General features: G+C 65.4%; 12 protein-coding genes, 1 tRNA gene and 1 pseudogene. 1 reads left to right on the top strand and 13 read right to left on the bottom strand.

The window, feature by feature from the left end; all coding sequences use genetic code 11:
• The first annotated feature begins 32 nt into the window (after positions 1-32).
• Positions 33-1,148, top strand: coding sequence for a succinylglutamate desuccinylase/aspartoacylase family protein (locus LQ564_RS00775; protein ID WP_231056188.1), 1,116 nt, complete (start codon positions 33-35; stop codon positions 1,146-1,148).
• Here LQ564_RS00775 and LQ564_RS00770 read toward each other — a convergent pair.
• From LQ564_RS00770 to LQ564_RS00710, 13 genes and pseudogenes are all read right to left on the bottom strand, one after another.
• On the bottom strand, positions 1,134-1,805 hold the full coding sequence (locus tag LQ564_RS00770; RefSeq protein ID WP_231056187.1) for a DUF6064 family protein: 672 nt from the start codon (positions 1,803-1,805) through the stop codon (positions 1,134-1,136). The two genes, LQ564_RS00775 and LQ564_RS00770, sit on opposite strands and share 15 nt — an antisense overlap.
• Complete coding sequence (locus tag LQ564_RS00765; protein WP_231056186.1) at positions 1,802-2,719, bottom strand: aldo/keto reductase; 918 nt, start codon at positions 2,717-2,719, stop codon at positions 1,802-1,804. Before LQ564_RS00765 ends, LQ564_RS00770 begins: the two co-directional genes overlap by 4 nt.
• Positions 2,720-2,933: 214 nt before the next feature.
• The gene (locus LQ564_RS00760) at positions 2,934-3,374 is read right to left on the bottom strand and encodes a DNA-binding protein (RefSeq protein WP_231056185.1); all 441 of its coding nucleotides are present in this window, start codon (positions 3,372-3,374) and stop codon (positions 2,934-2,936) included.
• Positions 3,328-3,936 carry a nucleotidyltransferase domain-containing protein gene (locus tag LQ564_RS00755; protein WP_231056184.1) on the bottom strand — a complete coding sequence of 203 codons (609 nt, stop codon included), beginning with the start codon at positions 3,934-3,936 and terminating at the stop codon, positions 3,328-3,330. Before LQ564_RS00755 ends, LQ564_RS00760 begins: the two co-directional genes overlap by 47 nt.
• Before the next feature lie 66 nt (positions 3,937-4,002).
• Positions 4,003-4,076: transfer RNA gene (locus LQ564_RS00750), tRNA-Gly, on the bottom strand.
• A gap of 128 nt (positions 4,077-4,204) precedes the next feature.
• Entirely contained in the window at positions 4,205-4,918 is a 714-nt protein-coding gene (locus LQ564_RS00745; protein WP_231056183.1) for a PEP-CTERM sorting domain-containing protein, read from the bottom strand.
• Between the two features lie 190 nt (positions 4,919-5,108).
• Entirely contained in the window at positions 5,109-6,137 is a 1,029-nt protein-coding gene (locus tag LQ564_RS00740; protein ID WP_231056182.1) for a TraB/GumN family protein, read from the bottom strand.
• A gap of 111 nt (positions 6,138-6,248) precedes the next feature.
• Positions 6,249-7,736: a UdgX family uracil-DNA binding protein gene (locus LQ564_RS00735; protein ID WP_231056181.1), complete on the bottom strand. Its 1,488-nt coding sequence runs from the start codon at positions 7,734-7,736 to the stop codon at positions 6,249-6,251.
• The gene (locus tag LQ564_RS00730; protein ID WP_231056180.1) at positions 7,733-8,962 is read right to left on the bottom strand and encodes a putative DNA modification/repair radical SAM protein; all 1,230 of its coding nucleotides are present in this window, start codon (positions 8,960-8,962) and stop codon (positions 7,733-7,735) included. The genes LQ564_RS00735 and LQ564_RS00730 overlap by 4 nt, the downstream gene beginning before the upstream one ends.
• Positions 8,963-9,088: 126 nt before the next feature.
• Positions 9,089-9,662: pseudogene (locus LQ564_RS00725) on the bottom strand (PIN domain-containing protein).
• Entirely contained in the window at positions 9,663-10,127 is a 465-nt protein-coding gene (locus LQ564_RS00720) for a helix-turn-helix domain-containing protein (protein ID WP_231056179.1), read from the bottom strand.
• A 159-nt stretch (positions 10,128-10,286) separates the two neighbouring features.
• Positions 10,287-13,049 (bottom strand): M16 family metallopeptidase, encoded by a 2,763-nt coding sequence (locus tag LQ564_RS00715; RefSeq protein WP_231056178.1) that lies wholly within the window; start codon positions 13,047-13,049, stop codon positions 10,287-10,289.
• Between the two features lie 164 nt (positions 13,050-13,213).
• On the bottom strand, positions 13,214-14,758 hold the full coding sequence (locus LQ564_RS00710; protein WP_231056177.1) for an SEL1-like repeat protein: 1,545 nt from the start codon (positions 14,756-14,758) through the stop codon (positions 13,214-13,216).
• Between the last annotated feature and the right edge of the window lies 1 nt (position 14,759).

The raw sequence follows: 14,759 nt of genomic DNA, 5'->3' as shown, positions 1-14,759 counted from the left end.
ATTTTCCCTTGCCAGCCCAGGACGCGCCCGCCATGCACTCGCTGAAACACCCGATCGCCGCCGACGAGAACGTCGCTACCGCCAATCTCACCTCGTTCCACTACGGCAGCCCGGGCAGCGGCAAGAAGGTCTACATCCAGGCCGCGGTCCACGCCGACGAGGTGCCGGCGATGCTGGTCGCCCATCTGCTGCGCCAGGAACTCGATCGCCTCGACGCCGAAGGTGCAATCCGTGGCGAGATCATCCTGGTCCCGGCGGCCAACCCGATCGGCCTGTCCCAGGTCATCCACGGCACGCCCTTCGGGCGCTACCACCTGCCGACCGGGATCAACTTCAACCGCATGTACCTGCACGTGGCCGACGCGCTGAAGAAGTCGCTCGAAGGCCGTCTGGGCAGCGACATCGACGCCAACGTGCTTCTCATCCGCGAGGAAGCGCGCCGCCAGGTGGCGCAGTGGACGCCGAAGGACGACGTCGAGACGCTCAAGAAAACCCTGCTGGCGATGGCGATCGACGCCGACATCGTGCTCGACCTGCACTGCGATAACGAAGCGCTGATGCACATGTACACGGGGACGCCGCTGGTGGAAACGGTCGCTCCCCTCACCGCCCTGCTCGGCGCGCGCGTGCTGCTGGTGGCCAAGGCTTCCGGCGGCGAAGCCTTCGACGAAGCCTGCAGCCGCCTGTGGTGGGACCTGGCCGACCATTTCGAAGGCGCCGCGATTCCGCCGGCCTGCGCCGCCGTCACCGTCGAACTGCGCGGCGAGAACGACGTGCGCTATGACTACGCGCGCCCGGACGCGCAAGCCATCCTGCAATACCTCGGCCACGCGGGCGTGCTCGACATCCCCCTGCTGCCGCTGCCGGAAACGCCGTGCCGCGCGACCCCGCTCAACGCCGTCGAACCGCTCGAAGCGCCGCACGCCGGCGTGCTGGTGTTCCACAAGCGCCTGGGCGACATGGTCGAGGCGGGCGAGCCGGTGGCCGACATCGTCAATCCGGTCAGCGGCCAGGTGACGACGCTGTCATCCAGCCATGCGGGGCTACTGTTCGCCAGCACGGCGCACCGGCATCTGCTGCGCGGGGCGCACGTGTGCAAGATCGCGGGGACGGAGTCGTTTCGGACGGGCGACCTACTGAGCGCCTGACGAACGCCGTCCGGCAGCGCCTGCCCATGCGCTGATCGCGGCCAGCAAGGCCAGCAACGGCAGCGCCCAGGCCTGCGCCACGTGCAGTTCGTGCAGCGTCGCGCTGCTGGCCGCGCACCAGGCCAGCGGCAGGATCCAGAGCGGCCATGGAGCGCGCCAGAACAGCAAAGCCCCCAATGTCGCGGCGGCGGTGGGATCGGGCGCAAGCCCGAACACTTCCGCCTGCATCCAGCCGCGTCCGTCCAGCGGCGCGAGCAGCGGCCAGATTGCCAATCCAGCGGCCACGACGAGCTGCGCCACCCGCGCCGGCATTCCCGTAACGGGCGCCGCCGGCTTGCGCAGCGCCATCCAGGCCAGCAAGGCCGCCTGCACGCCGAAGCCCGCCGCGAACCACGGCGCTCCGGTATTGATGTCCGCATGGCGTTCGAGCAGATAAGCCCACGCGACCCAGGCCCAGGCCAGCGCCAGCAAGCCGAACCCCACACGCGCTGCGCCGGGACGCGGCCGCAGCGTGCACGCCAGGATCGCCAGGCCGGCCGCCAGCGCCAGCACATGGAGCGGCCACAACTCCCGGTTCATCAGTGCGAACTGGCGGTAGTAGCTGCGCGCCGAGAACATCAGGAAATCCGACAGCGAATAGGTCCACCACTCGCTCATGCCAGCCTTTCGATATCCTGCGCGATGCGGCGGCGCAGCGCCTCGTCGGACAACGGGCCGGTGGCGGCCAGCAGGTTCTCGCGCACGTGGGCGACCTGCGAGGTGGCGGGTATCGCGCAGGTCACGGCCGGATGCGCGACGATGAATTTCAGGATGGCCTGGGCCCAGCTGCCGCACTTGAGTTCCGCGGCCCAGCCGGGCAGGCGCTTGCCCCGCAGCGCCGCGGTCAGGTCGCCCTGGCGGAACGGCCGGTTGACGATCACGCCGATGCGGCGCTCGCGCGCCAGCGGCAGGATGCGCGCCTCGACTTCGCGGTCGAGCGGATTGTAGGAGATCTGCACGAAGTCGATCGGCTGGCTCGCCATGATCTTCTCGATCTCGCCATGGCGCCGCCCTTCCGAGGTCGTGATGCCGACGTAGCGCAGCCTCCCCTCCTGCTTCATCCGCAGCAGCATCGGCAGGTGCGCTTCCCACGCCAGCAGGTTATGCACCTGCAGCAGGTCGAAGCGCGGCACGCGCCACAGGCGGCGTGAGGCCTCCGCCTGCGCCGGGCCCTGTCCGCCATCCCCGATCCAGACCTTGTCCGCCGCGAACAGCGGCTTGGGGCGCAGCGCGGCCACGGCCTCGCCGATGACGTCCTGCGCCGATCCGTACATCGGCGAGGAATCGACCAGCCGTCCGCCGCCGGCGAAGAAGGCGCGCATGACCTCGCGGCATTCGGCCCGCGCCTCGGGGTCGCGGCCGACGTTGAAGGTGATCCAGCTACCCAGGCCGACCAGCGGTAGTTGTTCGCCGGACGAAGGGATGGCGCGCGTCAGCAGCGCAGGGACGGCCTGGCCTTGGGCCGTGGCGATGGCCGGCAATGCAGCCAGGGCGGCCAGCACGCGGCGGCGCGTTCGGAAGTCGGACTGCATGGCGGGCGCTCCTTCTCAGGCATGGCTGATGAGATGCCAGCATATCGCTTTGCAGGATTGCCATGCGCATCCATTGCATTAGGCCGACTGCTTGTCAGTGCGGCCGACATGCTTGCCCGCATCAAACCTCACCGAAGATTGAAAGCAGAAGAACTTCCACGTCAGTTACTTCGACGAAGGGACGTTCCTTATTCGCTGGTTGCTCGCCATAGCGTTAGCAAAGATCAGGCCTGCTTTGACTAAGCCACTCCTTGACTCGTCGTAGAAGCGCTTGTGCCTGCCGCTGACTTTCTTCGACAACGCTTGGTGCAATGGGATCGCCGTCATAATCGTTCAGGTTGCGCTGCCTGCGCAGTTTGTCGAGCAATATTACAGTCCTGGAATCGAGTGCGATTGTCAGCGCCAGACTCTGGATGGCGGTCTGATGATGGCCTGGCTTGCTGGTGGATGGCCGATAGCCGTTTGCCCATAGCGCGACCATTGCGCACTGCATGATGCATTTATAGGCTGCATCGAAGCGATTCTCATCGCTAATGGCCGTCACACTTGCATCCTGCAAATTGCGTTCTGCAGCAGCCAGAAGACGCTGGATGTCTTCACGCTGGGCATTAAACTCGATCAGGCTCTGAATCGCCAACAAGTTTTGCAAAGTCATTTGCATCACCTAATAGGAAGAGCTTGGGCTTTGCAACTACTTCACGAGCCCACGTATTGTTCGATGCGAGCTTGGCACGAAAGTCTTTCGCGCGATAGACAACCGGGTTGATTTCGCGCTGCACTTCATCCTGTGCGGGATACAAGGCTTCGACCACATCGCCAAAGCTGACGTCGCCCAAAACGAGGATGTCGATGTCGGAATGGACTGTTTCTTCCCCTCGAGCTACAGAGCCGAATATCAGAGCGCATTGGATATGGCCTGCCATTGGCTGAAGGGCGTTGGTCAGCACGGTAGCCATGCCTGCGGTCTTTCGCAACAGACCAGCCAGCTCCGCATAAACAGGACAGTCGCGGTTGGCGCGGTAGTGCACCTGGTTGCCAATCTGCTGTCGCGTCAGGACGCCGGCGTCGGCCAATTTGATCAACTCGCGGTTGACAGTACCAGGTAAGACCTCGAGCTGGCGCGCCAGTTCGCGAACGTGCCAAGCATTGTCCGGGTGGAGGAGCAAGGCTGACAATACACGGGTACGGAACGGGCCGAACAGGAAATTTGCGAGCATGAGACAAGTGTATCAATTCGGGAGACGTTCGTCACCGATAAGGAAACACTATGTGGGGAGACAGACTGGAGCGGGTGAAGGGAATCGAACCCTCGTCTTAAGCTTGGGAAGCTCCTGCTCTACCATTGAGCTACACCCGCGACATGCGCATTCTACGCGGCTTATGTGCCGTTTGACAAATTTCCAGGCAAGGTTGCTGCGCGCGCCCAATCCGTGGGATCAGGCGCGAGCGCCGGCCATGCGGGCCGGCGCCGATGCCGATGCGGGATTACTTGGCCTGCTTGCGGCGGCGCGCAGCGGCCACGCCGGCCAGGCCCAGGCCCAGCAGGGCGACCGATGCCGGTTCCGGAACGTCCGACGCCAGGGCGACGACCTGCACATTGATTTCGCTGCGGGCGACTTCGCCGCGTGCATCGGATGCGATCAGGTAGAAGCTGTAGAGACCGGTGGCGTTCGGGTCGAAGGCGCCGGCCGGCGCGGTGACGCCCGGGAAACCGCTGGTCAGGTAGGGGAACAGAAGGTTCAGCGAATTCTGCGAGGTGTTCGAAGCCCCCCAGAAGAACAGCGGATCGAAGCTGCCCAGTTTCGACGTGTCGACGGCGGTGGCCGGATCGAAGTCGAACAGGATCTTGTAGGTCAGGCCGCTGCTGGAAAGGCTGCTGGCGCTGTCGTTGATGTAGAAATTGAAGTTCCAGTTGGCGCCTGCCGGCAAACCCACGGTGCTCTTGCCCGGCGTCGCGTAATAGGTGCCTGCCTTGTCGTTTTCCAGGTTCGGGCCGACGTAGCGCTGGGTTGCCGACAAGCCCATGGTGACCGAGCCGAAGGTGGTGACGGCCACCGAGTCATTCGGAATGCCGGTGCCGCCGAAGGTCGCTTCCGACAGTGCGCCGAAGCGCTTTTCGACTACCGGCAGTTCGACAGCCGACGCGGCGGCGGAAGTCAGCAACATGGCTGAGGCGAGGATGTGCGAGACAGTTTTCATTATGTATTCCCTAGCAAATATTATTGTGAAACTATAAATACATTTAAGCAAATGCTATGCCAGGAGGATCAATTCCTTGAAAACTATCAACTATTTCAAATATTTAACATAAGTTTAATGTGCGCAACATACTTTGCCAGAGTCTATTTATGCAAACTTTTTCGACACCGGCCACGCCATTCTCGACACCTTATTCCGGCTGCTCGACGGTATAACCCTTCGCCGCGAGCGCTGCCACCAGCCCCTTCGGATCGAGGATGTCCTTGAGCGACAGCAGCGCGAAGGTGGACGCGTTCTTCGCCAGCGCGTTTTCCGCGTTCGCGAGCCACAGCGCGCGCATGCGCGGTTCGGCTTGCGCGAAGGCGGGATGGTCGCGTAACGCCGCATTGTTGCGCATGACGTTGCTGCAGCTTTCCTGCTGGTCGACGAAGTTCAGTTTGCGAATGCCGGCGATGTCGCCTCGGGCCCAGGCATTGGCGCGCACCCTCATCGCATCGATGTCGGTCTCCAGGCGGGTCAGGGTGTCGGCGAAGCAGGCCGCATCCTCGAGCGGCGCTCCCTTGATTCCCTTGAGGACGGCGCGCGGATTGTCGACCCTGACGTCGATGATGCTGCGGGTCACCTTGACCTTCTTCTCCTTGACCATCGTCTCGATCTTCTCGCGCACGTCGACGCTGGTCGTGAGTCCGGCCTGCTTCATGGCAGCGCTGAACAGCTCGTTGGCCACGATGATCGGACGGTCGCGCTCCTTGTTCTTGGGCAGGTACTTTTCCTTGAGCGGCAGCCAGCGTGCGTAGACGTCCGGCGGCAGCACGTCACGCAGGGTCGCGTCGTTCGGATTCTTGTTGATGCCGATCAGCTGGGGCAGCGCCAGCGCGGTCGCGAAGATCGGCAAGTCGAGCTTGGCGCCGGGCGGCGCCAGGAATTCCTGCGCGCCCTTGATGACGGCTTCGACCTCGTGCGAACGCCAGTCCATCTTGACCGGCAGCGGCGAATAGGTGCCGAAGATCCACAGCACGTGCTCGCCCTTCGTCACCTTCCACATGCCCGGTCCCGGCTTCTGGCCGACGACGCGGATCTGCTCCGGCGCCGGTGCATCCTCGCCGGCGGCAAGGTCGGCAGTGGCGGCGGGCGGCGGGGCGGGATCCAGCGACTGGGCCAGGGACGGCGCGGCCGGCACGAACAGGCAGATGGCGGGGAGGAGCAGGCGCTTGAACATCGGACTTCCTTGTTGTTGAGAGTCCGGCAAGCGTAGTAGCGCCAGATGAGCCGATGCTTAAACGCGGCGCGGCCGCCGCATTTCATGTCGCCTGCATGGCGTGCATATGGGTCAAGCCGGGTCGGGCCGCTCGATCAGTTCGTGGGCCAGCTTCAAGCCCTTCACCATCACCGAAAACGCCTCGTGCTTGGACGCTTCGTCCGGCACGCGCAGCACGTACGAGGGGTGGTAGATGGTCACCACCCAGGCGCCGTCGACGCGCACCGGCTTGCCGACGAAATCCTTCAGCGCCACCGTCCCCTTGCGCATCACGGACTTCAGGGCGGTCGCGCCCATCGCCACGATCACCTTCGGTTTGACCGTGGCCAGCTCCTTCTCGAGCCAGTAATGGCAGGCCTCGACTTCGCGCTGGGCCGGCGTCTTGTGCAGGCGGCGCTTGCCGCGTGGTTCCCACTTGAAGTGCTTCACCGCGTTGGTCAGATAGATGGCCTTGCGATCGACTTCGGCCTGGGCGAAGACCTGGTCGAGGAGCTTGCCGGCGGGGCCCACGAACGGCTTGCCCGCCAGGTCTTCCTGGTCGCCGGGCTGCTCGCCGACGATCATGATCGGCGCCCGCTTCGTTCCCTCGCCGGGCACCGCCTGGGTCGCGAACTGCCACAGCTCGCAGCGCCGGCACTCGTCGAGTTTCGACGGTTGTTCGCGGTCCGGCTGGGCCTTCTCCGCACTGATCGGAATCGTCGTCGCCCCGCGCTTGGCGCCGACCGCCTGCACCTGGCCGATCTTGCGCGCGCCGAGTTCGGCCTGGCTGACGAGCGAAGGCACGATCGCGCCTTCCGGCAGGTTCTTCCAGAAGCGCGCCGGGATGTGGCTCTGCATCAGCTGGGCGTTCACGCGCGCGGGATTGAAGATGCTGCGGTAGTAAGTCAGCCAGAGCGCTTCGCCGGCATCGTCGAGGTCCGCCGCGCTCGACATCAGCGGGCCGGTATTGTGCAGGGTCTGGCCATCCCACAGCACGCTGGCGTCGGGCGTGGCGATCATCCAGCTGACCTTGCCCATACGGGCGACGAAATGTTCGGCGACCTGGGGCAGCACGTCGTGGCGCGGCTCGAACCAGGCGACGAAGCGCGGCGCGCCGGCGTCTACCGGACGCTCGCGGAAACGGATGTAGGCATGCATGTCGTGCTCCTCGCGGCGCACCGCCTTCACCATGCCATGCAGGCGTCCGCCGTCCGGGTCGGCGGGCGACTGCACGTCGTGCTCGCCCTGGGTCCAGCGCCACACCACGCGGTAGAGAAAGGCCCAGCGATCCGGATCGCGGAAGCAGGCGGCGCGCTGCAACATCTCCATGAGCGAGCGCGGGATGTGCGGGGCCGCTGTCGTGTGCTTGGGATGTGTCCCATTATCGGCCGGCGCCGCCGCGGCAGGCGCACCCGAGAACAGGTCGGCGGCGCCCGGCCGCGACCAGGTGACGGCTTCGGGCGGCACGCCGGCGCGCAGCAGCTCGCGCGCCGCATCGCGCCATTCGGCGAAGGTGTTCACGGCGAGGAAGGCGCCGCCGCTGGCTGCGGCATGCGCGGCGACGGCGCTGGCGGTACTCATGCCGCCTGCAGTTCCGGCCATAGGTTCATCTGCTCGGGCGCATCGGCCAGATGGCGCCGCAGCAGGTGGGAACTGGTTGCTCCTTGAGCCGGCTTGTAGTCGGCGGTGACGATGAAGGGCGCCAGCTTCTTCATGCTGCAGCGCAGGCGCGACAGGTCTTCCCAGCGGATGCGGCGGATCCGGCGCAGGTCAACGATGCGCCTGGCGTTACGGATGCCGATGCCGGGCACGCGCGCGATCATGGTTTCGTCGGCGCGGTTCAGGTCGAGCGGAAAATGCTCGCGGTTGGCCAGGGCCCAGCCCAGCTTGGGATCGACGTCGAGCGCCAGGTTGCCCGACTGCGGCATCAGTTCGCCGGCCGTGAAGCCGTAGCCGCGCAACAGGAAGTCGGCCTGGTACAGGCGATGTTCGCGCAGCAGCGGCGGCGGCGCCAGCGGCACGCTCTTGGGGCTCTGCGGGATCGGGCTGAAGGCCGAGTAGTAGACGCGCTTGAGTTTGTAGCTGCCGTAGAGCGTCTCGGCGGTGTTCAGGATGGTGTGGTCGTCGCTGCTGTCGGCGCCGACGATCATCTGCGTGCTCTGCCCGGCCGGCGCGAAGTTCGGCGCCTTCGGTTCCTCGGCCTTTTCGTCCATCTTGCGGCGGATCGAGCCCATCGCCAGCTTGATGGTGTGGACATTCTTTTCCGGCGCGAGGCGGGTCACGCTGTCGTGGGTCGGCAGCTCGATGTTGACGGACAGGCGGTCGGCCCAGCGGCCCGCCTCCTCGATCAGCAGCGGATCGGCGTCGGGAATCGTCTTGAGGTGGATGTAGCCGCGGAACTTGTGCACCTGCCGCAGCTGCCGCGCCACGGCCACCAGCTGCTCCATCGTGTAGTCGGCCGACTGGATGATGCCCGAGCTCAGGAACAGGCCGTCGATATAGTTGCGCACGTAGAAATCGTGCGTGAGCTTGACCACCTCTTCCACCGAGAAACGGGCGCGCGGCACGTTCGAGCTGCGCCGGTTGATGCAGTACTGGCAGTCGTAGATGCAGAAGTTGGTGAGCAGGATCTTCAGCAGCGACACGCAGCGTCCGTCCGGCGTATAGCTGTGACAAATGCCCATGCCGGTGGTGGCGCCGAAGCCGTCCTTGTCCTCGGACGACCGTTTCGGCGCGCCACTGCTGGCGCAGGACGCGTCGTATTTCGCGGCGTCGGCCAGGATTTCTAGCTTGTCGGTAAGTTCCATCGCGAGAGGTGAACTGTATGGGCATACAGTATACTATCGCGGGCGTATGCACAGGGGAGCGGGGTCAACTGTGCGCGGTTCAAACACGGGACGTTTTACTGCATTCCCGGTTCATATTACAGCGTATTAGAGCGCTGCTTTCCATTCTCGCAACTGGGCAACTGTCTGCGTCAGCTTTTGCTTTGACAGCGTGTCCAGGTACTCATCAACGGACTTGGGCGGGTTCTTCAATGAACGCCGCTGGCTAGCAGCGGCTTCACATACCCGTGCTGCGTGCAGATCCAGTAAGTCGGCAATGAAATCGTCCGGATGCTGGGCTACCAAGTGGTAGCGTGTCAGCTGCGCTGCCGGAAAATCCTTCAGGTTGTAGGTCACGATCAGACTGGCACCGCCATGGATTGCGGCGGCTACGACATGGCGGTCGTCCGGGTCTGGTAGTTCGATCGAGATGATCAGGTGCTCGAAACCGGCCACCAGGCTTATCCCGCACATGCGCGTTCATCAGGGACCTGGTTCGTGCCAGATCCTCGGCCTTCAATTCCGGACGCTGTACGAGAAGATTACGCGTCCATTCGTCGTGAATCATGTCCGTCCAGCGTGCCCTGTACAGGTCCGTCAGGGCCAGACGCATCAACAGATCGCGCAGCGGCGCTGGATAAAGCACACAGGCGTCATAGACGACGGTGAAATTTGAGCCCATTCATTCGTATCCCATCTGCAGCGCCTGCGCCTGCTCAGCAAGGGCGTCCAGCGCCTTGTTGCGCTCGGCGTCGATGCGCTCCTTGTACGACAATACGTCCTGGTAACGAACACGGCGATGTCTGCCGATCTTGTGGAAAGGGATGTCGCCTCGCTCAAGCAATTGGACGAGGAAAGGGCGCGAGACGTTCAATACATTCGCAGCATCCTGGGTCGTCAGCTCAGCATGGATCGGGATGATACTAACGGCATTGCCCTCCCCGATCTCCGTCAGAACGTCTACCAGGAGACGCAGGGCCGAGACCGGGACACTCACCGGGTGGGATGTGCCCTTGTCGTCGACGATGTCGATCTGCTGGGTTTCAGCACGGGTTTGCAGGAAGGCGGACAAGGCCCTGCCGCTTTCGCGCGCGATAGCGACTTCTTCGGCGGTGGGTAAAGATTGGGGAGAAGAAAGTGTAGTCATGGCCAGGTCTCGTTAACCAACGATGTCATGACCGGAGTATATCCGAAATAAACGAATATTCGAAATATTCGAAACAGCGTTGTGCGCTCACGCAAGCGATCGCACAACGCCGATTTGCCGCTTCACGACACGCCGTCGCTCAGCAGGCTGGCAAAGCGATCAGCGAATCGCCTTGCCATCCGCATCCACTACCGTCACCGTTCCCCAGCCCAGCGAACGCACACCCGCCTCGATCTTGCGCAGATCGCCAATCACGATCCACACCGCCTCGTCCGGCTTGATGAACTTGCTCGACGCCGCGCCCAGCTGCTCCGGTTTCAAGGCACGCACGTTCGACGCATACGTGTTCCAGTAGTCATCCGACAGCCCCAGGTTCACGGTCTCCAGCCCCGCCGCTTCCAGCGCGGCCAGGGTCGAGAAGCGGCCCGGCAGGCGCGCCGTCATGTTGCGCATGATGCTTTCGTACTCGGTGCCGACCAGCGGTCGTTCACCGGCCACGCCGCGCAATTCCTTCTGCACTTCGCGCATCGCTTCGATCGTCTTGTCGGTCTGTACCGGCGCGATGATGTAGAACGGGCGCTGGCCGCGCACGTCGGTCAGGCGGGCCTGGGTGCCATAGCTCCAGTGCTTGTCCAGGCGCAGGTTGCGGTTCAGGCGCGAGGTCGCCATGCCGCCGAAGTTCATCATGACCGGTTCCATCGCCAGGTCTTCCGGCTGGCCCTGGACTTGCGAGACGTGGGTCGCGACGATGGTCGATTGCGGCGCGTCCGGCTTGTCGACCAGGATCAGGCGCTTGCCCTGGGTAGCCGGCACGGTGGCCATCTGCTTGGCCGGGGCCGTGCCCTGCTGCCACTTGCCGAAGCTCGCTTCCAGCATCGGCATGATCTTCTCGAGCGTCGTGTCGCCGGCCACCACGATGGTGGCGCTGCCCGGCTTGAACCAGGTGGCGTGCCAGGCGGCGAGGTCGTCGCGGGTGATCGACTGCACGCTGCCCTCAAAACCGGAAGCCGGCTTGCCGTAGGCGTGCTCCGGGCCGTACAGCACGGACGGGACCAGGCGCAGGGCCAGGCTGTTCGGCTGCGCCTTTTCCTGGCCGATGCCGGCGATGCGGCGCGTCTTCGCGAGCGCGAACTGGTCTTGCGGGAAGCTCGGCGCCAGCGCCGCTTCGGCCATCAGGTTCAGGGACGGCGCCAGGTTGGCGCTGGTGGCTTGCAGGCGCACCAACGACTGGTCCTGGCCGGTGGTGGCGTACAGGCGCGCGCCCAGGTTTTCCAGCGCGTCCGACAGGGCGAAGGCGTCACGGTTCTTCGTGCCCTTGTCCAGCAGGTCCAGCGCCAGCGAGGCGGCGCCGGCCTTGGCGACCGTGTCGGAAGCCGCACCGGCGTCGACCGCCAGCGAGACGTTCACGATCGGCGCGGTGTGGCGCTCGAGCAGCACGACCTTCAGGCCGTTCTTCAGCTGGGCGCGCTGCAGGGCCGGGAACTTCACGTCCGGCGCCTCGCCCAGGGCGGGCAGCAGCTTGCGGTCGATGGTGGACTTGGTTGCCGCCAGCTTGGCCGACGGACGCACGGTCATGGTGTAGTGGTTGGCGCGCAGCCAGCGATTCGCGGCCGTCTTGACGTCCTGCGGGCTGCTCTTCGCGAACAGCTCGAGGCGGTCGAGGTAGGCGTTCGGATCGCCGCCGTAGGTCTGGCTTTCGGCCAGCACGTCGGAACGGCCGCCCATGCCGCCCAGGCGCTCCACGCTGCGCGCGAAGCTCGCCAGGTCGCTGGTCTTCACACGTTTCAGCTCGGCCTCGGTCGGGCCCTTGTCCAGCAGCTCGGCCAGCACGCGCTCCATCTCGCGCTCCACCTCGGCCGGGTCGGCGCCCTGCTTGACGGTGGCGGTCATGGTGAAGGTGCCGCCCAGTTCCGAGTCGTTCACGCCGGCGCTGACGCTGGTCGCCAGTCCCTTCTCGTACACCAGGCGCTTGTCCAGGCGCGCGCTCTTCGAGCCGGCCAGCACGCCGGCCAGCAGGTTCAGGCGCTGGGTGTCGTCGTCCTTCCAGGCCGAGACGTGCCAGCTGCGGTAGATGCGCACCTGCGGCACGTGGTCTTCCATCTCGTCGCGGATATTGCGGTCCAGCGTCGGGATCCACTTTTCAAGGCGTGGCAGCGGAGGACCGGGCGGGATCGCGCCGAAGTACTTGTTGACCAGCTCATAGGCGCGCTCCGGCGTGATGTCGCCGGCCAGCGAGATCACCGCGTTGTTCGGGCCGTAGTAGGTGCGGTACCACTCCTTGATATCGTCCAGCGAGGCGGCCTGCAGGTCTTCCATGTAGCCGATCGTCGACCAGGAATACGGGTGCGAGTACGGGTACATCTTGGCCGAGATCTCCATGCGCACGCGGCCATACGGCTGGTTCTCGCCCTGGCGCTTCTCGTTCGAGACCACGCCGCGCTCGCGCTCCAGCATCTCCTTCGAGATGTAGTTGCCGAGGAAGCCCATGCGGTCCGATTCCAGGAACAGGGTGCGTTCCAGCGCCGACACCGGCACGTCTTCGAAGAAGTTGGTGCGGTCGGTGTTGGTGGTGCCGTTGCGGTTGTTCGCGCCCAGGTCGTCCATCGCTTCGCGGAAGCCGTGCGGGTAGTTCTCGGAACCGTTGAAGAAGAAGTGCTCGAACAGGTGGGCGAAGCCGGTCTTGCCGCGCTTCTCGTTGCGCGAACCGACGTGGTACCACATGTTCACGCCGACCACCGGCACGCTGTGGTCGGTGTGGACCAGCAGGGTCAGGCCGTTGGGCAGCACGAATTTTTTATGGTTGATGCTGTAGGCGGCGCGGTCGAAGGTGAACGCGGTGGACTTGGCAGCGGGGGCGGCGGCGTGCGAGGGCAGTGCTGCGAAGGCGAGGCCCAGCAGCAGGGGGATGGCAAGTTTTTTCATGGTCTCGTGGACTGGTTGTTGTGAGTACGTCCCGCCCACGCTTGCGCTGCTCGAACGCGCGGCCGGCACGCCGATTACCCTACAGGAAACGTCGCCCCCGCGCTAGGTGCCAGGCCCGGCGCTTTGTTGCGACTTTGTTTCCTGATATGCATGCGCCGCCGGTATCAGGAAAACGCCTGCGCCTGCGCCAATAACTGCGGCTCCATGCGCGCCGTGACTTTCTTGAGGTAGCCGGAGGCGGCCGCCACCCCGGCGGCGCCGGCGCGCTGCAGCCAGGCGTAGGCCTGGACCAGGTCGCGCTGCACGCCCTGCCCCGCCGAATACATGACGCCGAGGTTGAACTGGGCGCGCGCATGGCCCTGGCGCGCCGCGCACAGGTACCAGAAGTGGGCGGCTTCGTAATCGAGCTCGACGCCCTTGCCGCAGTCGTGGCGCAGGCCGAGTTCGAACTGGGCCAGAGCGTGGCCCTGGTCGGCGGCCTTGTGGAACCAGTCGGTGGCCTCCATCGGGTTGCCGTGCTCGAGGCGGTCGATCAGCATGCCGACGGTGTACTGGGCCGGCGCATAGTCCTGGTGCGCGGCGCGCCGGTACCAGTCGAGCGCCTGGGCCTCGTCGCGCGCCACGCCGGTGCCGCTTTCAAAGCGCAGGCCGAGGTCGAACTGGGCGCGCAGGTGGCCCTGCTCGGCGGCCTTGCGGTACCACCGGGTCGCTTCTTCCGCATCGCCGGCGCCGGTATTGCCGGCGTCGATCAGCTGCGCCAGGTGGTACTGGGCCGAGGGCATGCCCTGTTCGGCCGCTTCGCGGTACCAGTGCGCCGCCTGGCTTGGGTCGCGTGCGACGCCCTGGCCGTGTTCGTAGCGCAGGCCGAGGGTGTCCTGGGCGCCGGCGTGGCCCTGTTCGGCGGCGCGCCGGAACCAGTCCAGGGCCAGCGCCTCGTTGCGTGGCACGCCGTGGCCGCTGTCGTGGATCAGCGCCAGGTTGAACTGCGAGCTGGCGTGGCCCTGCTTGGCGGCGCGTTCGTACCAGAGGATGGCGCGGGCGCTGTCCTGGGGCACGTCCTGGCCCTTGTCGTAGCGCAGGCCGAGGTTGAACTGGGCCGGCGCGTAGCCCTGCTCGGCGGCCTGACGGAACCAGTCGACCGCCGCTTCGCCGCTGCTCCTCAAAGCCAGGCTGAACTGGGAGCGGGCGTAGCCCTGCTCGGCCGCGCGCCGGTACCAGCCGGCGGCCCGCTCGACGTCCTGCGGCACGCCCTTGCCGGTCTCGTACATCATGCCGAGGTTGTGCTGGGCCCCGGGCTCGCCCTGCTCGGCGGCCTGGCCGAACCAGTGCAGGGCCTGGCCGACGTCGTTCGGCACGCCCTGCCCTTTCGCATACAGCCAGCCCAGGTTGTACTGGGCCGGCGCATAGCCCTGCTCGGCCGCGCGCCGGTACCAGTAGGCGGCCTGGCCGTAGTCCTGGGCCACGCCCTGGCCCTTCTGGTACATCACGCCGAGGTTGTACTGGGCCAGTTCCAGGCCGCTGGCCGCGGCCATGCGGTACCAGGCCACCGCCATCTCGTGGTTTCGCGCCACGCCCTGGCCGCTGGCGTACATGAAGCCCAGGCTGTGCTGGGCGGTCGGCACGCCGCGCTCGGCCATGCCTTTTACGCGCAGGTATTCGGCGGTGTGGCGGGTCTCGCTATCGCCGGGATGGGAGGGGACGTCGGGCATG

Origin of the sequence: Massilia phyllostachyos (assembly GCF_021044825.1) — a bacterium.
Lineage (GTDB): Bacteria > Pseudomonadota > Gammaproteobacteria > Burkholderiales > Burkholderiaceae_D > Telluria > Telluria phyllostachyos.
The sequence above is the reverse complement of the archived record's forward strand: the minus strand, read 5'-3'. Positions and strand labels throughout refer to the sequence as shown.